Origin of the sequence: Nannocystis sp. RBIL2 (assembly GCF_026626745.1) — a bacterium.
Taxonomy (GTDB): domain Bacteria; phylum Myxococcota_A; class Polyangia; order Nannocystales; family Nannocystaceae; genus Nannocystis.
Genome location: NZ_JAPNJW010000001.1, coordinates 4362965 through 4382387, shown reverse-complemented (window position 1 = coordinate 4382387; position 19423 = coordinate 4362965). Strand labels below are relative to the sequence as shown.

Below are 19423 nucleotides of genomic sequence, written 5' to 3'. Positions count from 1 at the left end.
CGGGAGGTCAGGCGCCCGACAGCTCGCGAGCGCAGGCGGCGCGGCGCTCGGGCGTGAGGCCGGGGGCGAGCTCGAGCTGCTGCAGCGGGATCTCCTTGTCGCCCTCGGGCTTGAAGCGGATGATCCGCTCGCGCTTGCCGTCGCGCACGCGCAGCACGTAGGGGACGGTCGAGTCGCCCGGTTTGCCGTCGCGCTCGAGGATCTTCATGCCGTCGCGCAGGCCGGCGCGCCAGGCGGCCGAGCCCTTGCGCAGGCCGGCGACGTGGCCGGCGGCGGCGGTGGCGTCGACGTCCCAGCCGCGCTCGAAGTTGCGGCGGACGCTGTCGACGACGCGGACGCACGGGCCGAACACGTCGGCCGGCATGCGGATCGCGGTGCCCTGGTCGACGAAGCGCTCGAGGTCGGCGGCGATGTCGGGGCCGCCGAGCTCGCGATAGACCGGCGGGAACACGCTGGCGGCGTCGGGGGCGAACTTGACGGGCGAGGCCTGGACCTTGGCGCGCATGGCCTGGAGGACATCGTCGAGGTCGCGCGCGCCGGCGGTGGCCTGGCGCAGCCGCTGCTCCCAGATCGCGGCGAGCAGGGGGCCGCGGCGGTAGGGCAGGCGGCTCACTGCGTGGTCGTTCCAGTAGTCGGCGACGATGCGCGCGTTGGGCTCGTCGCGCACGGGCGAGGTCCAGTACTCGACGAGCGCCTCGTTCCAGGCGGTGACGAAGTCCTCGGGGCTGTAGATGCCGGCGCGCAGGAGGAGGCGCCAGGTGTAGAACTCGGTGAAGCCCTCGGCGAACCACTTGCCGGCGCCCTCGGCGGTGCCTTCGGCCTGGCCGCCGAGCTGGCGCGCGTTCCAGGTGTGGAAGTACTCGTGGGCGAGGAGGTGGCGCAGGTCGGCGATCGCCGCGTTCTCGGCGACCGAGAGGGTGAAGGCGTCGGAGCGACCGGTGCCGCCGTAGGTCATGCTGCCTTCGATCCGCTTCTGCGGCGCGAGGGTGATCAGGAACGGGGCGTCCTTGTCGCCCCAGAACTCGCGCTGGGAGGCGATGACGGCCAGGGAGAGGTCGAAGAAGGCGTCGTGGCCGAAGTCGTAGTCGCCGAGGATCGCGACGCGCACCTGGCCGTCGGCGCGGGTGCGCAGGCCGGGGCCGCCGATGACGACGCTCTCGACGACGTCGCCGACGACGCCGGGGCGCGCGCCGGCGAGGTGCTCGAGGTCGCTGGCGAAGTGGAAGCCCGCCGGGGCGTCGCGCCACACGAAGGTCGCGGGGTCGTCCTCGCGGCCCTCGGGGAAGGCGAACAGGGCCTCGCCGAACACGTCGAACCAGGTGGGACGGATGATCGGCAGGAACGGCTGGCCGTCCTGCGCGTGCGGGTCGTGGTCGAAGCCGGAGACGACGCGGTAGCGGACGACCAGCGGGGCGTTCGGGGCGGCGGCGAGCTGACGAATGGACGGGTCGTCGTCGGGGCTGACGGTGGCGCCCTCGACCGTGAAGTCGCGCATGAGGGTCCACAGCTCGCGGGCGGTGCCCCAGTGGTCGGGCAGCTTGAGGCGCGTGAGGCCGTCGGCGTCGCCGCGCAGGCGCAGCTCGACCTGCAAGGCGACGAGGGCGTCCTTCTCGAACACGGGCGAGAGGGCGTAGGCGACGGGCTCGGGCGTCGAGGCGGGCGCGTCTGCGGGCTGCGGCTCGGGGACCGGGGTCGGGGCGGGACGCGGGGCGCTGCAGGCCGCGGCGAAGACGAGAGCGAGATGCGAGAGGGGAGCGAGCGGGAGCGAGCGGCGAGGCACGGGCGCGCACAGTAACGGGGGGGCGCGGGCGACTCAAGCGGCGGCGGGCGCGGGTGGTGCCGGCTGGCTGCAATGGTGAATCTTCAGAGTGCGCCGCGCGAGGCTGCGGCGAAAAAATGCGTCGATCGGGAATCGTAGGAGTTGACGCGCGGGCGAGTCGGTGGTATCCCATTCGCATCATGGCCCCCGCCGCCAACATCGCACCGTCGCCGCGCGCGCGCTTCCAGCCGCGACTGGCGACGTCGTTGTGTTGTTGTCGGCCCTGAGGCGGCGGCTCGGTCCGAGCTGCAGGCACAATTTGCCCTGAAACGGGGGAATCGGCCCACGGGCCGGGGGAGTCAGGCGTGGACGGCGAGTCCGCGGTCGGCACCGCCCGCGTCGACTCGGTGCATTCGCTTGCGAATGTCCATGCCGGTGACCGATCCGTGGTCGCATGATTGATGCCGACGATTCGTCGCGGCAATGCATGCGTCATTGCTGATTCCAGCTTCAGGTCCCGTGTCCGAGTGGCCAGGTGCCCGCCTGCAAAGCGGGTCAGTCGGGTTCGAATCCCGACGGGACCTTTGATTGAGGGAGAGAAGAGCGGTCTCGTGTCCGAGTGGCCAGGTGCCCGCCTGCAAAGCGGGTCAGTCGGGTTCGAATCCCGACGGGACCTTTGATTGAGGGAGAGAAGAGCGGTCTCGTGTCCGAGTGGCCAGGTGCCCGCCTGCAAAGCGGGTCAGTCGGGTTCGAATCCCGACGGGACCTTTGATTGAGGGAGAAGAGCGGTCTCGTGTCCGAGTGGCCAGGTGCCCGCCTGCAAAGCGGGTTAGTCGGGTTCGAATCCCGACGGGACCTTCATGGTGGTGGCGGTCGAGAGAGCGGCAGTCGAGGCGGCGAGATCGCTCAAGGCGGCCGGAGCCGTAGCGGCCGCGACGAGCGAATGGATGCGCGCCAAGATGTCCTCGGAGACCTGATGCATGAGACATGTCTCAAGGATAACGTAATCGCTGGCCACGCCGATGCGACAGGCTCGCTTCACGCCGACGCGCCGCTGGGGCGCGACAGGTTCCGCCTCAGGCGGTCGTCCTCGCTCGGCCGCGAACGATCACGCTGGCGTGACGGGCCATCGCTTCGCGCAGAGGCCTTGCCCTCGCGCCGCAAAAACGACCTCGCCGCCCGCGCTGAAAGCAGCGGGCGGCGAAGTCGAGGCGGCGTGACCGCGCTCAGAGGGTGATGCCGTTGCCGGCGCAGGCGCTGTAGACCGCGCTGCGGCGGGCGCCGGTGAGTTGGTCGGCGGCCGACTTGGCGTTGTCGGCGTTGCCGGCCTTGCAGGCGGACACGCCCATGAGCTCGATGGCCTCTTGCGTGCGCGTGAGGGAGTTGGCCTGCTTGGCGAGGCTGTAGGCGAGCGGGTGGTTGCCCTGCTGCGCGGCCTGGCGGGCGCGGTCGAGGGTGTCCTTGGCCTTGGTCGCGGGGTCCTCGGCGGCGGGCTTGGGCGCGGGCGCAGGCGTGGGGTTCGTGGCCGCAGGCGTGGGCGCGGGCCCGGGGAGCGAGGTGCCGGCCTCGGCGGCCTTCCTGTAGGCCTCTTCCTGGGCCTTCTTGGCCTCCATGTGCTTGCGGACCTGATCGAACAGATCCTCCTCTTCCTCCTCGGGCTCGGCGGCCTTGGCCCGCTTCTTCTTCTTCTTCTTCGGCTCCTCGGTCTCGACGTCGGCCGGCGGGGGCTCGGGGTCGGCCGGCGGCGCGACGATCGGGACCGGATCGGGCGGCGGCGGCTCGACCTTGGTCGGAGTCGGCGGGGGCTCGGCCTTGACCGGCGGCTCGGGCTTGGGCTCGGCCTTGACCTGCGGCGGGGTGACTGCGCGGTTGCCCTGCGGCGCCAGCTCGGGCTCGGTCTGGATGTACGCGGCTGCGCCCGCGGCGAGGGCGGCGCCGAGGCCGATGATCGCTACCCACGGGGTCTTGCGCTTGGGCAGCTCGGCGATGATCGAGTCGGTCGGCCGCAGCTCGGCGCTCGAGGTCAGGCGCTCGCCCGACTGCGACTGCCGCAGCGCAGCGGCCCGCAACGCCTCCGGATGGACGTCGGCGGCCGCGACCCGGCGGGCGCTCATCGAGGCGGTCGGCGGGGGCTCGTCTGGCTGAGAGGACAGGGCCGAAGGGACAGCCACGATCTCGGCGGCCGGAGCCCGCGCGCGACCCGAGTCGGCGGGTGCGGGGGCGCGGACCGAGTCGGCGGGCGCCGGGGCGCGCAGCGAGTCGGCGGGGGCGCGCATCGAGTCGTGGAGGACGGAGGCCCGCATCGACTCGCTCGCGGTGGCGCGAGCCGAGTCGCCGGGGGCCGGGATCCGGACGATCTCGGCGGGACGCGGAGCCTCGGCGGGCCTGTCCGAAGGAGCAGGTGGAGGCGGCACCGCGGTGACCACCGCCGGGGCCGGCTCCGGCGCAGGAGCAGGCGGAGGCGGCGGCTCGGCGGCGACGGGCGCGGGAGGGACGGGCGCGGCAGCGACGGGCGCAGGAGTGACGGGCGCGGCAGCGACGGGCGCGGGAGTGACGGGCGCAGCAGCGACGGGCGCGGGAGTGACGGGCGCGGCAGCAGGAGTGACTGCGGCGGCGACGGGCTCGGCAGCGACGGGCGCGGGCGTGACGGGCGCAGCAGGAGTGGGCTCGGCAGCTGCGGGCGCGGGCGTGACGGGCGCAGCAGCGACGGGCGCAGGAGCGGCCGGGGCAGGAGTGACGGGCTCGGCAGCGACGGGCGCAGCAGCGGCCGGCTCAGGAGCGGCAGGCGCAGCGGCGGCCGGAGGCGGAGGCGGCGGCGTGGGCTCGGGGGCAGCGCCGAAGGGCGGGGGCGGGGGCAGAGGCGCGGGTGCCTCTGCGGGCGTGGGAGGCGTGGGCTCGGCGGCTTTCTCGGCTGTCCCTTCGGACATGGCCGGAGAGGCAGGCGCAGCGGCGACCGGCTCGGACGGCTTTCGCTGCGAGGGGATCAGCGTCGGCACCGCGATCGACGGCGGACGCCGCGGGCCGACGGGCGGAGGCGGAGCGATCGAGGTCGGCGGGGGCGGGGGCGGAGCGGGGGGCGTGGCGGGGGCGTCGATCAGCCCGCGCATCACCACCGACGGGGCGATCTTCGCCGGCGCGGTGCTGGGGAGCGGGTGCGCCTCCTCGACTGCGGCCCCGGCGGCGGCGGCCGAGCTGACCGGAGGGACAGGTGCGGACAGGTTGTCCGAAGAGACAGGTAGCGTCGAGGCCAGCGGCTTGGGCGGGGCCTGCGGGGGCGGGGGCGGCGTGGGGGCCGGAGCCGGCTCGGCGGGCGCGGCGGCGACGGCAGCGGCCACCGCCGGCGCACCGGCCTCGTCGGCGGGGATCGCCGACAGCGCGGCGACGAAGGCCTCCATGCTCGGGTGGCGATCGGCGGGCGACTTGGCCAGCGCCTTGAGCACGACCTCCTCGACCGCGGCCGGGATCTCGGCGTCGGGCGCGGCCTGCCGCAGCGGCATCGGAGTGGCGTGCAGGTGCTGCGCGACCAGGCGGATCGGGTTGGTGTCGTTGAACGGCACCTTCCCGGTCAGCAGCTCGTAGGCGATGATGCCGAACGAGTAGACGTCGGTGCGGATGTCGATCGGCTCGCCGCAGCCCTGCTCGGGCGCGGCGTAGCGGGCCATCTGCGCCCCGACCTCGCCGGCGCCGGGGCCGAGGTTGGCGGCGATGTGCTCGAACACCGCCGTGCTCACGATCTTGATCGCCTCGTTCTTCGGCCGGTTGCGGACCGCGTAGCAGTGCTGCGCCTGCAGCGTGCCGAGGACGATGCCCCGCTCGTGCAGCGCCTGCAGGAGCTGGCTCAGGCGGATGAAGAGGTGGCGGGCGCGAGACCACGGCAGCCGACCGCCTCGCTCGAGCATCGCCGACAGGTGGTCGCCGTCGAGGAAGTCGGTGACGATGAACAGCTCGCCCTCGAGGGTCATGCCGACGTCGAAGGCATCGACGAGGTTGACCAACGCATCAGGCTGCTGCTGCTGGATCTTGACGTTGCGGTCGATGCGAGCGCGGATCCGCGAGACCAATGCAGGGTTCTGCGCGAGGCTCGGGACGAGGATTCGCACCGCCACCGGGCGGTTCATCAAGAGGTCGTCGGCGCGGTAGACCGCGCCGGTCGAACCCTGACCGATGGATTGGGTGATCCGGTAGCGGTTGGCCAGCAGCACGCCGAGAAGCGCAGAACGAGGCTTCCACGCGGCGACATCGCCAGCCTGCTCGAGAAGGGGCGCCATGGAGCACTAACATACCGAGTTCTGTGGGCCCCGACGACTGGGCCTTGCACTCGACCTCGCGGTTTCGGTGTGCGATCGAGCGCGCGCGCCTCGCGGCGGCGCGGCTCCGGGCCGACCCGAGCCGCGCGAGGGGTGGGGGACAAGGGCCGCACCCACGCCGGGTGCGAGGCAGGCTCACCTGTCTGCAGGAACAGCTTTCTTGAGGTGGTCGGGGCTCCACAGGCCTTCGCTGCGGGCGACGAAGGCGGCGGCGACGTGGTCGCCGAGGACGTTCACGGCGGTGCGCGCCATGTCGAGGATCCGATCGATGCCGATGATGACGGCGATCCCTTCGCCCGGGACGCCGAACATGGTCAGCATGCCGACCAGCAAGGGGATCGATCCGCCGGGGACGGCGGCGGCGCCGACCGAGGTGAGCACCGCCATGGCGATGACGACGGCCATCTGGCCGAGGCTGAGCGTCACCCCGAACACCTGGCACAGGAAGATCACCGTGATGCCCTCGAACAGGGCGGTGCCGTTCATGCACATGGTGGCGCCGAGCGGATAGACGAAGCCGCAGATCCGCGGCGGTATGCCGAGGTTTTGCTGGCCGACGAGGAGGTTGGTCGGCAGGGTGGCGCTGCTCGAGGAGGTCGAGAACGCGGTGACCAGGGCGGCGCGGATCCTGGAGAAGAAGATCCGCGGGCTGACGCCGACGAGGCCGCGGATCACGAGGCCCATGGTGCCGACGGCGTGCAGCGCGAGGGCGAACAGGACCAGACCGACGTACACGCCGAGCGGCGCGAGCAGGGCGAAGCCGAACAGGGCGGTGACGCCGAAGATCAGGCCGGCCACGCCGTACGGCGCGATCTTCATGGCCATGTCGACGATCGCCGAGATGACGTCGGCGAGCGCCTCGAGGAAGCCGATCATCGTCTTCTGCCGGTCCTCGCGGATCAGGGTGATGCCGGCGCCGAACATCAGGCCGAAGAAGATCACGCCGAGCATGTCGCCGTCGACGGCCGACTTGAGCGGGTTGCGGGTGACGATGCCGACGAAGGTCTCGACGCCGAAGGCAGTGGGGGCGGGCGGCGGGCCGCTGGTGCGCGCGTACTGGGCGACGAGCTCGTCGCGCACGGCCGGCGAGACGTAGGCGCCGGGGTCGACGACGCTGACGAGGAAGAGGCCGAGAGCGGAGGCGAGCGCGGTGGTGATCAAGAAGAAGGCGAGGGTCTTGATGCCCATGCGCCCGGCGCGGCGGATGTCGCCGACGCCGGCGACGCCGAGGGCGATCGAGGCGAACACCAGCGGCATCACCACCATCGACAACATGCGCAGGAAGACCTGCCCGAGCGGTCCGGCGACGTATTTCAGCGCGAACTGGACGACGGCATGGTCGGCGCCGAGGCCGAGGTTGGCGCCGAGGCCGAGGGCCGCACCGACCGCGAGGCCGAGCAAGATCCGGGTGTGCAGCGGCATGTGGGGCGCATGGTAGGACATGCAGACCCATCCGCGCGCATGGAGGCGCGATTCGTCGCGGCCGGCGGCGGCGAATCCGCCGCCGAGCGGGCGTGCGCGGGCCGGAGGCGGCCCCGCCGAGAGCTCAGCCCGGCGCGATCTCCTTCAGCGCCATGCCGCCCGGGTAGGCGTACGAGGCGCCCTGGGCCTCGCCGACGACGATGACGCCGAAGGTGGTGGTCTTGGCCGAGGCGGTGTTGGTGCCCGGCTGGCACTCGGCCTCGCCGGGGTTGATGTTGACGGTGGCGGTGACGTACTGGGTGCCGGCGATCTGCTCCCAGTGGTCCTCGGGCACGAGGCCGCCGAGGCAGCCGAGCTCGACGTTGTTGTTCATCGCCTTGCGGACGAGGCGGACGTTGTCGTTGGCGTACGAGCTGTCGACCAGGAACACGTAGTCGCCGAGCCACTGCTCGGTCGGGACCATGAGGACCATCGAAGGATCGCCGGGGTTGCCGTTGACGGGCACGCCGGGGGCCTCGGAGCCGTACATGTAGCCGGCCACGAGGATCGGGTTGTTGGACTGGATGCGGAAGTCGCCGCTGGCGTTGAATTGGATGAAGCCGCCGGCGGGGATGGTCTGGGTGGCCTCGGCCAGGCCCTCGGGCTTGGGCGTGAAGGTGACCGTGGCGCCGGTCTCGCGCGCGAGCACCCGCCAGTACATGTCCTCGGTGCCGCGGGCCGGGCTGCGCAGGCCGATGTACTCGACGCCCCACGTCTCGACGGGGAAGATCTGCTCCTCGAGGTGGTCGCAGAAGCTGACCTGCTTGTTCGGCACCTGGCCGCACGAGTGGCCGCCGAACACCGCGATCGGCTTGTCGGCGACGATCTCCGAGCCGGTGGTGTCGCCGGCGTTGGTCTGCAGCTGGATGTAGTCGTAGCGGTCGAGGGTGATCTCGGTGGGGATGCCCTTGAGCATCGGCGGCATGCCGTTCTGGCCGCCGACGACGTTGACCGTCGGCTTGAGGGAGACCGTGGTGCCGTCGGCGGTGGCGACCACGACCAGCGAGGAGCCGCTGCCGAGGCCCTCGCCCCACGCGAGGTGGAAGTAGCGGGTGCCGAGCGCGTGGGTCGGGAGCAGCAGCGAGGCGTCGGTGGTGAAGGCGAGCGCGCCGCCGAGCGGGTTGAACTGGGTGGCGACGATCGGCAGGTCGGAGACGACGCGGAAGGCCCGGCCGAGGGCGATGCCGGAGCCGGTGAAGCCGGCGTCGCCGGGGTAGTAGCCGGTCTGGTTGTTGCTGCTGCCCGACAGCAGGAAGGTCCGGACCTGGCGCGGGGCGATCACGCCGGTCAGCAGCTTCTGCTCGGCGTCTTGCTTGTTGCCGTCGAAGATCTCGACGTTGACCGACTCGGTGGCGCTCGGGTTGGAGACGGCGACCGCGTAGACGAAGGCGTCGCGCGGCGGGACGTTGGCCATGTCGACCGCCCAGAACTCGCAGCCGAGGCTCGACTGCCGCTTGGCCACCACGGCGCACGCGGGCTGGCAGGAGCCCATGTCGGGGTCGCACAGCTCGTCGCCGTCGCACGGCTCGGGCGGGTCGAAGCCGGTGCCGTGGTCGTTGCAGGTCTGGCGGGTGTTCTGGTCGGTGCAGGTCTGCTCGCCGGGGGTGCAGATCACGGCGCTGCAGGTCGCGGACGCCTCGTCACAGGCCTGGTCTTCGGGACATGTGACTCGCTCGGGCGTCAGGCAGCCGCAGGTCTCGATCGTCATCGCGTCGACGCAGGTCGGCGGGGCGGCGCAGTCGCACGGCTGGCACGATGTCGCGCCGTCCTGGCAGCCGAAGCCGTCGGGGCACGCGTCGGGGACCCAGAGGCCGCCGATGCAGATCTGGTGCTGCTCGCCGTCGCACCGCTCGCCGGCGCCGTCGCACGTCGGCGAGGCGGTGGTCGGCTCGCTGGTCGGGCCGGCGGTGCTCGTGGTGGTCGAGGGGCCGGTGGTCTCGATCGAGGTGGTGGTGGTCGCGGTGGTGGCCGTCGACTCGCTCTCGGTCTCGGCCGGGGTGTACGGTCCCGGACATCCGGCCAGGGCGAGGGCCAGGGTCGGACAGGCGAGCCGGGGTAAGGTCATGGTTCGATGGTGCCGCGGTCGCCACGGCCCGACAAGATCCAGGCGGACGCCAGGGTCCGCGCCTGCGCCCGGGATCGGCCCGAGCCCTCGTATGTCCTTGTGGACAGGCCCACCGGCGGCCGGCTAAATTGGCGGAGGTGGCGGCCGGCGGGCGAGGACGACGTTGCGCGGCGGGGCTCCTGCTGGCGGCCTGCGAGGTCGCGGCGCCCAGCGACGACATCTTGCCGCCCGACGAGGCGGGGCCCGAGCTCTCACCTTGTGTGCCGACGGAGGCTGCGTTTTTCCGCGCGGCGCTCGAGCCGATGCCGGGCGAGCCGAGCGCCGAGCTGAGGTGCGAGGTGCAGGCGGCGAGCGGGGACCCGGGGTCTCGCGTCCTCGAGCTCATGTGCGACGGGGAGGCGGCGCGGCTGTTCGTCGAGGCCGACCCGGCGCCGGCCGGCGATGGTTTCGCGGCGGGGCAGGTGCTGAAGATCCGCTCGATCGTCGCGCCGGGCGAGGCGGCGAACGACCCGGACGTGTGGCTGCGGGTCGAGGACGCGGGCGGGGCGCTGCTGCTGGCGGCGGTCGTCGGCGCGCGCGTCGATCCGCCGGAGGGCGGCGGGTGGGCCGCGCCGTTCGCGTGGCGCGAGGCGGCCGGCACGTGCATGGTCGAAGAGACAGCTTGTGGGGAATCCCGCCGCGCCGCGCTGGACCTGCAGCTCTCGGGCGGCGCGCCGCTCCGCCTGTACGATGGGACATCTTCGGCGGCCGGGGACGAAGGGGCGTTTATGGCCTACGTCGAGGCGGCCCGGGCGAACCTGCCGGGGTCCGGATGTCCCCGGGAGTTCGTGTTCGGACTCATCGCGGCGCGCTGACGTCGCGGCTCGAAAACGCTTGGGCGGATCCGAGCCGGTTTGGTAGGTTGCCTGAGGTGACGGTCGTCGATCGCTACAAGCACGGGAGCTTCTGCTGGGCCGAGCTCGGCAGTCCGGAGCCGGCGGTGACGACGCGGTTCTACAGCGGGCTGTTCGACCTCGGGATCCACCACGGCAAGGGCTACACGATCCTCACCAAGCGCGGGCGCGACGTGGTCGCGATCCACCGCATGCGGGCCGACGAGGAGGCGCGCGGCGAGGTGCCGCGGTGGGTGCCGTTCGTCAACGTCGACTCGATCGACCGTGCGGTGGCGCGGGTCGAGCCGCGCGGCGGGCAGGTGATCGTGCCGCCGCGGGAGGTGTACGACTCGGGCCGCTTGGCGGTGCTGGCGGACCCGAGCGGGGCGCGGCTGGCGTTGTGGCAGGCGGTGAACCACGCCGGCGCCGGGCTCATCGACGAGCCGGCGACGATGTGCTGGTGGGAGCTCAACACGCGCGACGCGGACGAGGCCGGTGTCTTCTACAGCGACGTCATCGGCTGGCGGCGGGCCGAGCGGGCGGTGGAGTCGACGCACTACACCGACTTCTTCGTCGGCGAGCGCAAGGTCGGCGGGATGCTGCAGATGACCGAGGCGTGGGGCTCGATGGCGTCGCACTGGATGACGTACTTCCGGGTCGAGGACTGCGACGAGGGCGCGGCCCTCGCGGCGCGGCTCGGCGGCGCGATTGTGGTCGCCCCGAGCGACATCCCGCCGGTCGGCCGCTTCGCGGTGCTGAGCGACCCACACGGGGGAATCTTCTCGATCGTCGCCTACGGGCAGGCCCGCCGCGAGCCCACGCCCTGAGCGGGGGTTGACCGCGATCGCCCGCAGCGAGTAGCGTCCACCGCGATGATCCGCGCCCGCGGCATCCGCAAGAGCTACCGCCTCGCCGGCGCACGGTCGGGCGAACTGCCGGTGCTCCGCGGCGTCGACTTCGACGTGGCCGACGGCGAGTTCGCGGCGGTGATCGGCCGCTCGGGCAGCGGCAAGAGCACGCTGCTGGCGCTGCTCGGCGGGCTCGACAGCGACTACTCCGGCGAGCTCAAGGTCGCGGGCAAGGAGCTGCGCACGCTGTCGGACGCCGAGCTCAGCGCCTACCGCAACGCGACCATCGGCTTCGTGTTCCAGGCCTTCCACCTGCTCGACCACCTGAGCTGCGAGGACAACGTGGCCCTGCCGGGGCTGTTCCGCGCCAGCGGCAAGGAGAGCAAGGAGGCGCGGCTGGCCCGCGCGCGCGAGCTGATGGAGACCGTCGGCATCGCCGACAAGATCGGCACCCGGCCGGGCACGCTGTCGGGCGGGCAGAAGCAGCGGCTGGCGATCGCGCGGGCGCTCTACCACAAGCCGCAGCTGCTCATCTGCGACGAGCCGACCGGCAACCTCGACAGCGCCTCGGCGGGCGCCATCATCGCGCTGTTCCGCAGGCTGCGCGACGAGTCGGGGGTGACGCTGATGATCGTGACGCACGATCCGACGATCGCCGCGGCGGCCGACCGGGTGATCGAGATCAAGGACGGCGTGGTCGATCTGGCGCCGAACCCCGGCGGCGGCGAGGAGGTGCGCGCGTGAGCAGCATCGGTGCGATCGTCCGCGGCAACCTGCGCAACAACGCGGTCCACTTCGCGCTGGCGTCGGTCGGCGTGATCGTCGGCATCGCCGCGTTCGCGTTCTTCCTGGCCCTCGGCGCCGGCGTGCGCGAGGTCGTGCTCGGCAAGATCTTCCCGCTCGACCAGCTCGAGGTGATAGCGAAGTCGATGTCGCTCGACGTCGGCCCGGTCAGCCTCGGGCTCGCCAGCGACGTGCTCGACGAGGCGGCGGCGCAGCAGCTGCGCGGGGTCGCGGGCGTGCGCGGGGTCTACCCGAAGATGAAGCTGACGGCCCCGGCGATCGGGCTCGGCGGCAAGGAGATCATCGGCAACGACATCCGCACCGAGCTCATCATCGACGGCGTCGACCCGGCGCTGGTGCAGGGCGACTTCTCCGGGGCGGATCAGTTCCGCGAGGTGCCCGAGCCGGCGGCCGCGCCGACGGCCTGCACCGACGACTCGGCGTGCGGGAAGGACATGTACTGCGGCAAGCCCTACCGCGGCGGTCCGGGCAAGGTGTGCCGCGACTACGTGCCGGTGATCGCCTCGCCGCACATGCTCGAGATCTACAACGGCTCGCTGCGCCGGGCCTACAACCTGCCGCGGCTCAACCCGGACTACCTCGTCGGCGTGTCGCTCGAGATGCGGGTCGGGGCGTCGATGGTGCAGGCGGCCGAGAAGGACGAGCTGCTGTTCGAGCGGCTCAAGCTGGTCGGCTTCTCCGACAAGGCGGTGCCGCTGGGGGTGACGCTGCCGCTGTCGCAGGTGGCGCGCTACAACGTCCACTTCGGCTCGCCCGAGGCGGCGACCCGCTACCACTCGATCATCATCAAGATCGAGAGCAAGGACCAGGTCGCCACGGTCGCCAAGGCGATCGAGGAGCTCGGCTTCGAGGTCACCGACGGCGGGGCCGAGCAGGCGGGCTTCCTCATCAGCGTGTTCGTGCTGGTGTTCAGCCTGCTGTCGACGATCATCGTCGGCATCGCCGCGGTCAACATCATGCACGTGTTCTTCATGCTGGTGTACGAGCGCCAGCGGGAGATCGGGATCATGCGCGCGGTCGGGGCCCGTCGCTCGGACATCCAGCGCATCATCCTCGGCGAGGCGGCGTGCGTCGGCCTGCTCGCGGGGGCGATCGGCGTCTGCCTGGCGTACGCGGCCAGCCGCGTGTTCGACTACGTCTCGGCGCAGCACCTGCCCGACTTCCCGTACAAGCCCGAGACCTACTTCGCGTTCAGCGTCGACCTCGTGGCGCTCGCGCTCGGCTTCGCCGCGGGGTTCTGCGTCCTCGGGGCGTGGCTGCCCGCCCGCAGGGCCGCGCGCATGGACCCGGCGGCGGTCCTCACCGGCCGATGAGTGGCGCGCCGCGGCGTGGCGTCTCGCCACAGCCCGGCGGCGCGATTTCACGCGCAGCGGCAAGCGCCCGCGATCGCTGGTGAAAACCGCCCGCGGCGGGTGGAACGCTCTCCGCTAGAGGGGCCGGCATGACTCGCCTCGCCCCGCTGTTCGCCCTGTCCGCGGCCCTGTCCACCGGCTGTTTCTTCACCCACGAGGACACGCCCTTCGTCGAGGCTGACGACGTACGGCTCGACCTGCCGGAGTCGATCGCGGCGCGCGAGGGCGGCCAGGTCCGCGGAGCCCTGCACATCGGCGTCGACTACACGGCCGGGCAGGTCAACCGCTGGGTGACGGTGCTGGTCGAGCACTGCGCGCGCGTGATCGCCTACCTCGACGACGTGCAGCCGACCGAGCGCGACGGCAACACCCGCATCTACGGACCGTACGCCGACAACGACGGCCGCGACCTGGCGTGGCTGGTCCGCGTCGAGACGCTCGAGGACGGCGCGAACTACCAGATCTACGTCGGCAGCCGCGACGCGAAGGCGCAGGACGAGATGGCGCTGCTGATGGCGGGCGACCTGCACAAGGACGACAGCAAGCGCAGCGGCGGCTTCAAGATGGACTTCGACGTGGTCGAGAAGTACCCGGAGATGAAGGGCCCCGACGCCGACATGAGCGTGATCGGCGGGTTCGTGGAGGTCACCTTCGAGCGCGACGTCGAGACCGAGGAGAAGCGCATCGACCTCGACTTCAAGGCGGTCAGCTTCGAGTACCTCGGCTACCTCGACGACGACGTGTTCTACAGCGACGACAAGTACAGCTACACCCGCGATGCGAAGGGCGGCGGGACCTTCGACTTGACGCTGTACGGCGAGTGGGACGACTACGGCTGGAGCGGGCCGGAGCAGGAGAAGGCGAGCGTGCAGGCGGCCTGGGACGGCGAGGGCAACGGCCGGGCGCGCGGCAGCATCCTCGAGGTCGACGGCGTCGGCGATTTGAAGCACGGCGACTTGTTTCTCGACGAGTGCCAGGGTAGCGACGGCTTCCTCACGTGGCGTTCGCTGAACGAGCCCTATGCGCTCGAAGCGCCCGGCTACGGCTTCGGCGACCCGAAGAGCTGCGTCATTTCGGAGAGCGCGCTCGACGGGCTCTGAGCGAGTGCGCCCGTGGCCCGGCCGGAGTCGGCGAGGACGGCGAATTCTCGCCGATCTCGCGGCCCGGCCTGGTCCTTTTGAAGGACGCAGTATACTGCCTCCACAGGTATGAGCGCGACGCGTCTCAAGAGTCTCGGCAAGCTGGCCGTCCTCATCGGCCTGCCCGTCGCCTTCGTCGTCGGCCTGTTCGGCGCCGGCGTCTACGTCGGCCACGGGCACCGGACGACGATCCTCTCGATCGAGCGCGACTGGCTCGGCCTCGACGTGACGGTCCCCGGCGAACCGAGCAAGCCCACGTCGGACACGACGAAGCCGGAACCTCCGAAGCCGGAGCCGCCGAAGCCGGAGCCGCCGAAGCCGGAGCCGACGACCACGCCCGAGCCCGCGAAGCCGGAGCCGACGACCACGCCCGAGCCGACGCCGAAGCCGGTCGAGACGCCGCCGAAGCCGGTCGAGACGCCGCCGCCGCCCGCGGCCGGCCTCCCGGTCGCGGTCGCCGAGCCGGCGCCGCTGCCCCCCGAGCTGCAGGCCCGCCTCGGCGAGCCGCTCAAGCTGCGCGTCAAGGTGGTGGTCGACGAGGAGGTGTTCGACCGCCGCAGCGACTGGATCGACTACGCCGAGCGCCACGTCCGCTGGGCCTCTCAGGTGCTGCTGCGCGAGCTCGGGGTCGAGCTCGAGCTGCGCGGGGTGGTCGCCTGGCCGACCGCCTGGTCTTCGGGACAGGTTGCCTTCGCCGACCTCGAGCGGGTCGGCAACGACGGCGCCGACCTGGTGCTCGGCCTCGGCGGCCGCAGCATCCGCACGCCCGTGCAGGCCGGCCCGACCACCGCCAAGCACCACGCGACCGCCGCGATCGCGTTCAGCTCAGACCCGACGTCGCCCGCGCCGCACCTCCGCAGCCTGCTGCGCGCGGTCACCCAGGCGATGGGCAGCGACCCTGTCGCCGTCGACGCCGACCCGATCGGATTCTCGGCCGAGGAGCGGCGGATCTTGCTCGAGCGCAAGCACCTGCCCTTCACCGCCGAAGTCGTCGAGGACGCCCCCCCGCAGCCGGCCGACGAGGCCGCGCCCGAAGGAGAGAACTGAGATGGCCGCCCCCGCCCGCGCCCCCCAGAACAGCCCCAAGCGGCAGGACCCCCCGGGCAACCAGCCCGCCAAGCGCGAGGAAGAAGAGGCGCCGCCGTCCCGCGTGGCGTGGTTCATCGGCTGGGTCGGCGTGCCGAGCCTCGTGTTCGGCGGGATCTTCGGCGGCGGCGTGCTGGTCGGCGCCCACTACCCCGACGGCTGGATCGCCTGGGCAGTCACCGGCCTCGCCGGCCTGCTCGGCGGCTGAGCTGGCGCGTCGCAATGGCGCGCGCCGTGAGCGGCGAGCCCGACCGCACAGGCGAGCGCTGATCGATCGGGGGACATGCTCGCAGGAGCATGTCCCTTTGCGCATGCTTTAAAGAGCATGTCCAAGGGGACAGGTTCGTCGGGACAGCCTCAGCAGGGGCCGAGGGTCCGGCCGGTCTCGACGACCATGGCCTCGCGGTAGCGCTGCAGCTCGGCCTCGATGTCCGCGGCGCTGCCGCCCCGGGCCTCGACGAGGCGGGTGGCGACCTCGCGGGCGACGCTGGCGCCGAGGCCCTCGTCGGTGAGGGCGAGGGGGATCCGCCTGCGCAGGATGTCTTCGAGGTGGACGGCACCCTCGTGGCTGATGGCGTGCTCGACCTCCGCCCAGCAGTACGGCAGGTCGTGGATGATGCGGGCGCCGAGCCGCGGGTCGGCCTGGACCTGCGCGTACAGCTGCCGCGCGAGCGGGCCGTGGCGTTGAGCGAGATCGCCCAGGCGAGGGTCGTGCAGCTCCTCGGCCGAGAGCGGCATGCCGGCCACCAGCGGGTAACGGTGGGTCTGGCAGCGGCCGATCCCGGCCGGGAGCTGGCCGCGTTGCCGCAAGCGGCGGACGACGCGGTCGACGGTCTCCTCGGCCATCGAGCGGTAGGTCGTCAGCTTGCCGCCGACCACGGCGATCACGCCCTCCGCGGTCTCGAGGATCCGGTGGCTGCGGGAGATCTCGGCCGTCGGGTCGCCGGAAGCGGCATGCTCGTCACGCACCAGCGGCCGCACGCCGGACCAGGCGCTGACGATGCGGCTCTGGCCGAGGTCCGCGCGCGGCAAGACCTTGCCGATCAGGGCGAACAGCTCGTCGGTGTCGGCCCCGGTGACGCCGGCGGCGGCCGGGTCGCCCTCGTAGGCGGTGTCGGTCGTGCCGAGGTAGGTCCGCGGACCCCAGGGCACGACGAACAAGATCCGGCGCTCCTGCTGCGCCTGGACGACGAGGGGCTGGCGGATCGGGATGTCGGCCGAGCGCAGGACGAGGTGGATGCCGCGCGAGAGGGCGAGCAAGTGGGCGCCGGCGACGCCGAGCAGCCGCTCCGACGTCCACGGCCCGGCGGCGACGACGACGCTGCGCGCGCGCACGCGGAGGCCCTCTTCGAGTTCGACGACCTGGACTTCGCCCTCGCGGCGGATCGCCACCACCGGCGCGTAGGTGAGGACCTGCGCGCCGTGGCGGCGGGCGTCCTGCAGCGTGGCGAGGGTGAGGCGGGCGTCGTCGGTGACCGCGTCCTCGTAGGTGACCGCGCCGCGGAGGCCCTCTTCGCGGAGCAGCGGCTCGAGCGCGCGGGCGGCGGCGGGGCGCAGCACGCGGTGGCCGTGGCTGCGGTAGAGGCTGAGGGCGTCGTAGAGCGACAGGCCGATCCGCAGTTTCCACAGCGGCAGGCGGTCGCCGCGGTAGGCCGGGAACAGGAAGCGCGCCGGTTGAACGATGTGCCCGGCGATCTTGTAGAGCAGCCGCCGCTCGCGCAGCGCCTCGTAGACGAGGCCGAGTTCGCCTTGCTCGAGGTAGCGGACGCCGCCGTGGATCAGGCGGCTCGAGCGCGAGGAGGTCCCGAAGGCCAGGTCACGCGCCTCGACGACGAGGACCCGCAGACCGCGGAGGGCGGCGTCGCGGGCGACCCCGGCGCCGGCGATCCCGGCCCCCACGACCACGAGGTCCCACGCGGGCTCGGCTCGGCCGCGCCCATCGGCGTCGGCTTGCCGCAAGCGGTCCCGAAGCGAGCGGATCTCGGACGGGCCCCACGGCGGGGGCGACTCTTGTACGGGCAGGATATCGGCGCGATGGTTGCGCCGCACGGCGGGCATTTGTGACACTCTGCCCAAGCCTACCGCGACCCCCCGGAGACCTCGATGGCCTCGTACACGCTCCACATCCAGTACGTCGACCGCCCAGCGGAGACCCGGACGATCTCCCAGCCCAAAGTCCTCATCGGCCGAGACGCCGGTGACATCGTCCTCCACGACACCCAGGTCTCGGGCCGCCACGCGGAGATCCTCTGGGACGGAGCGACCCTCCGCTTTACCGACCTCGGCTCCACCAACGGCAGCTTCCTACTCCAGGGCCAGCGCGTCGCCAACCTCGAGCTGACCCCGGGCATCGCCCTCCGCGTCGGCAACTCGCTCATCACCGTGCAGAGCATCGATGGGCTCGGCTCGAGCGGCGCCGGCAAGGGTCGCACCGTGATCGCCGCGCCGGGCATGGTCCCCGGCTTCCCCGCGCCGATGAAGCCGGCGGTGGCGCGCCCGCCCGGCCCGGTGATGCCGGCCCCGCCCGCGCCCGCCGGCGCGCCCCAGCCGGGGAATTTCGCCTTTGCGCCGACCGCGCAACACCAGGGGCCGCTGCTCCGGCCCGGGCCGGGGGGTCCCGCGCCGGGCGCTCCGGGTGGCTTCGCGGCCGCCCCGCCGCAGCCCGCGCCGTTCCCCGGCGGCGCGCCCGCGCCGTTCCCGGCCGCTGCGCCCGCGCCGTTCCCTGCGCCCACCCCGCCGGGAGGTTTCCCGGCCCAGCCGGCCACCGGAGGCTTCGGCGTGCCGCCCCAGCCGGGCGCCTTCGGGTCCCCGCCGCAGTCCGCGATCGCCACCCCGCCGCCGCAGGCAGTGTCGACGCCGATCTCCCAGCCGATGGCCGCGCCGCCGATGCCCGCGGGGCCGCCGGTGCTCGTGCCCGAGTCCGCGGTGCCCGACACGCCGCCGATGGGTGAGCCCGCGGCTGCGGCCGTCGGCCCGGCGGGCGACGACCTCGTCTCGCAGGTCAAGTTCATCCTCGGCGAGGGCTGGAAGGTGTTCCATCCCGTGGCCGCGCCCGCGGTCGCGACCGTCGGCGCGGTGCTGATCCCGATCGGCCTGCTCGCGCAGCTCGGCCTCCTGATCCTCCCGCTCAGCATCGCCGCCCTGCTGGCGACCTTGCTGTCGCTGGTGCAGCTCGCGGCGATGGTCATCCTCATGCCCGCGCTCGGCCGCTTCATGCTGAGCAGCTACCTCGGCCAGCCGATCTCGATCCAGGCGGCCGTGCAGGAGACGATCGCCAAGGTCGCCGACGTCGCCGTCAACTGTTTCGTCCCTGGCATCGTGCTCGGCGTGTTCGCGGCGCCGATTTACTACGTCGAGGACAAGAAGCTCGTCCCGGTGATCAAGCGCAACTTCGAACTGCTCAAGAAGGAGCTGGTGCCGATCCTCGCCGCGGTGTTCGGCGCTTCCCTGGCTGTCGGCATCGCCATGGCGATCGTCGGCGTGATCCTCGGGCTGTTGCCGCTCGGCGGCATCTTGAACAGCATCCTCGTCAACGGCGTGACCGCATTCGTGTTCGCGTTCTTCTCGGCGCTGAGCGTGTGGCTGTACTTCTGGGTCCGGCGCAAGCACGAGGGCGGCGACCCCGAGAGCGAGGCGCGCGCGCGCCTCGGTGCGGCCGCGGGCGTCCTCCCGAGCGCGTGAGCCTGCGCGTCGCCGGCGTGGCGGCGAGCTGAAGTGGCACCTGGCCTTT

The 19423-nt window shown here is 72.4% G+C and carries 13 protein-coding genes and 4 tRNA genes; 12 read left to right on the top strand and 5 right to left on the bottom strand.

The annotated features are described in order from the left end of the window. Positions 1-7 precede the first annotated feature (7 nt). Positions 8-1780, bottom strand: coding sequence for a hypothetical protein (locus OV090_RS50715; RefSeq protein ID WP_267704772.1), 1773 nt, complete (start codon positions 1778-1780; stop codon positions 8-10). Between the two features lie 492 nt (positions 1781-2272). Between OV090_RS50715 and OV090_RS17170 the strand changes: the two genes are divergently transcribed. The 4 genes from OV090_RS17170 (at position 2273) to OV090_RS17155 (ending at position 2617) form a co-directional block, all read left to right on the top strand. Further along, positions 2273-2343: transfer RNA gene (locus tag OV090_RS17170), tRNA-Cys, on the top strand. Between the two features lie 21 nt (positions 2344-2364). After that, a tRNA-Cys gene (locus tag OV090_RS17165) sits at positions 2365-2435 on the top strand. A 21-nt stretch (positions 2436-2456) separates the two neighbouring features. Next, positions 2457-2527 (top strand) — tRNA-Cys (locus OV090_RS17160). Positions 2528-2546: 19 nt separating this feature from the next. Then, positions 2547-2617 (top strand) — tRNA-Cys (locus tag OV090_RS17155). Positions 2618-2985: 368 nt separating this feature from the next. On the opposite strand, the gene OV090_RS17150 is transcribed toward OV090_RS17155, so the two are convergent. From OV090_RS17150 to OV090_RS17140, 3 genes are all read right to left on the bottom strand, one after another. Beyond that, entirely contained in the window at positions 2986-6027 is a 3042-nt protein-coding gene (locus OV090_RS17150) for a serine/threonine-protein kinase (RefSeq protein ID WP_267704771.1), read from the bottom strand. 174 nt (positions 6028-6201) lie between these two features. Then, positions 6202-7488 carry a dicarboxylate/amino acid:cation symporter gene (locus OV090_RS17145; RefSeq protein ID WP_267704770.1) on the bottom strand — a complete coding sequence of 429 codons (1287 nt, stop codon included), beginning with the start codon at positions 7486-7488 and terminating at the stop codon, positions 6202-6204. A gap of 124 nt (positions 7489-7612) precedes the next feature. Beyond that, on the bottom strand, positions 7613-9592 hold the full coding sequence (locus OV090_RS17140; protein WP_267704769.1) for an IgGFc-binding protein: 1980 nt from the start codon (positions 9590-9592) through the stop codon (positions 7613-7615). A gap of 137 nt (positions 9593-9729) precedes the next feature. On the opposite strand from OV090_RS17140, the gene OV090_RS17135 reads away from it, so the two are divergent. From OV090_RS17135 to OV090_RS17105, 7 genes are all read left to right on the top strand, one after another. Next, entirely contained in the window at positions 9730-10446 is a 717-nt protein-coding gene (locus tag OV090_RS17135) for a hypothetical protein (protein ID WP_267704768.1), read from the top strand. A gap of 56 nt (positions 10447-10502) precedes the next feature. Further along, a complete protein-coding gene (locus OV090_RS17130; protein WP_267704767.1) occupies positions 10503-11291 on the top strand; it encodes a VOC family protein in 789 nt (262 codons plus the stop codon). Between the two features lie 45 nt (positions 11292-11336). Further along, positions 11337-12056 (top strand): ABC transporter ATP-binding protein, encoded by a 720-nt coding sequence (locus OV090_RS17125; RefSeq protein WP_267704766.1) that lies wholly within the window; start codon positions 11337-11339, stop codon positions 12054-12056. Further along, a complete protein-coding gene (locus tag OV090_RS50710) occupies positions 12053-13429 on the top strand; it encodes an FtsX-like permease family protein (protein ID WP_267704765.1) in 1377 nt (458 codons plus the stop codon). The genes OV090_RS17125 and OV090_RS50710 overlap by 4 nt, the downstream gene beginning before the upstream one ends. A gap of 128 nt (positions 13430-13557) precedes the next feature. Beyond that, complete coding sequence (locus tag OV090_RS17115; protein WP_267704764.1) at positions 13558-14568, top strand: hypothetical protein; 1011 nt, start codon at positions 13558-13560, stop codon at positions 14566-14568. A 108-nt stretch (positions 14569-14676) separates the two neighbouring features. Further along, positions 14677-15654 carry a hypothetical protein gene (locus OV090_RS17110; protein ID WP_267704763.1) on the top strand — a complete coding sequence of 326 codons (978 nt, stop codon included), beginning with the start codon at positions 14677-14679 and terminating at the stop codon, positions 15652-15654. A gap of 1 nt (position 15655) precedes the next feature. Next, the gene (locus OV090_RS17105; protein ID WP_267704762.1) at positions 15656-15901 is read left to right on the top strand and encodes a hypothetical protein; all 246 of its coding nucleotides are present in this window, start codon (positions 15656-15658) and stop codon (positions 15899-15901) included. A 149-nt stretch (positions 15902-16050) separates the two neighbouring features. Here the strand turns inward: OV090_RS17105 and OV090_RS17100 are convergent, their stop codons facing one another. Beyond that, entirely contained in the window at positions 16051-17592 is a 1542-nt protein-coding gene (locus OV090_RS17100) for a glycerol-3-phosphate dehydrogenase/oxidase (protein ID WP_267704761.1), read from the bottom strand. Between the two features lie 204 nt (positions 17593-17796). Here OV090_RS17100 and OV090_RS17095 point away from each other — a divergent pair, with 204 nt between their 5' ends. Beyond that, positions 17797-19374 carry an FHA domain-containing protein gene (locus OV090_RS17095; RefSeq protein WP_267704760.1) on the top strand — a complete coding sequence of 526 codons (1578 nt, stop codon included), beginning with the start codon at positions 17797-17799 and terminating at the stop codon, positions 19372-19374. Positions 19375-19423: the final 49 nt, after the last annotated feature.

Excerpts from the sequence above, each read along its gene's own strand:
- OV090_RS17150 (WP_267704771.1), bottom strand. The coding sequence starts at position 6,027 with ATGGCGCCCCTTCTCGAGCAGGCTGGCGATGTCGCCGCGTGGAAGCCT.
- OV090_RS17145 (WP_267704770.1), bottom strand. The coding sequence starts at position 7,488 with ATGCCGCTGCACACCCGGATCTTGCTCGGCCTCGCGGTCGGTGCGGCC.
- OV090_RS17140 (WP_267704769.1), bottom strand. The coding sequence starts at position 9,592 with ATGACCTTACCCCGGCTCGCCTGTCCGACCCTGGCCCTCGCCCTGGCC.
- OV090_RS17125 (WP_267704766.1), top strand. The coding sequence starts at position 11,337 with ATGATCCGCGCCCGCGGCATCCGCAAGAGCTACCGCCTCGCCGGCGCA.
- OV090_RS17115 (WP_267704764.1), top strand. The coding sequence starts at position 13,558 with ATGACTCGCCTCGCCCCGCTGTTCGCCCTGTCCGCGGCCCTGTCCACC.
- OV090_RS17110 (WP_267704763.1), top strand. The coding sequence starts at position 14,677 with ATGAGCGCGACGCGTCTCAAGAGTCTCGGCAAGCTGGCCGTCCTCATC.
- OV090_RS17105 (WP_267704762.1), top strand. The coding sequence starts at position 15,656 with ATGGCCGCCCCCGCCCGCGCCCCCCAGAACAGCCCCAAGCGGCAGGAC.
- OV090_RS17095 (WP_267704760.1), top strand. The coding sequence starts at position 17,797 with ATGGCCTCGTACACGCTCCACATCCAGTACGTCGACCGCCCAGCGGAG.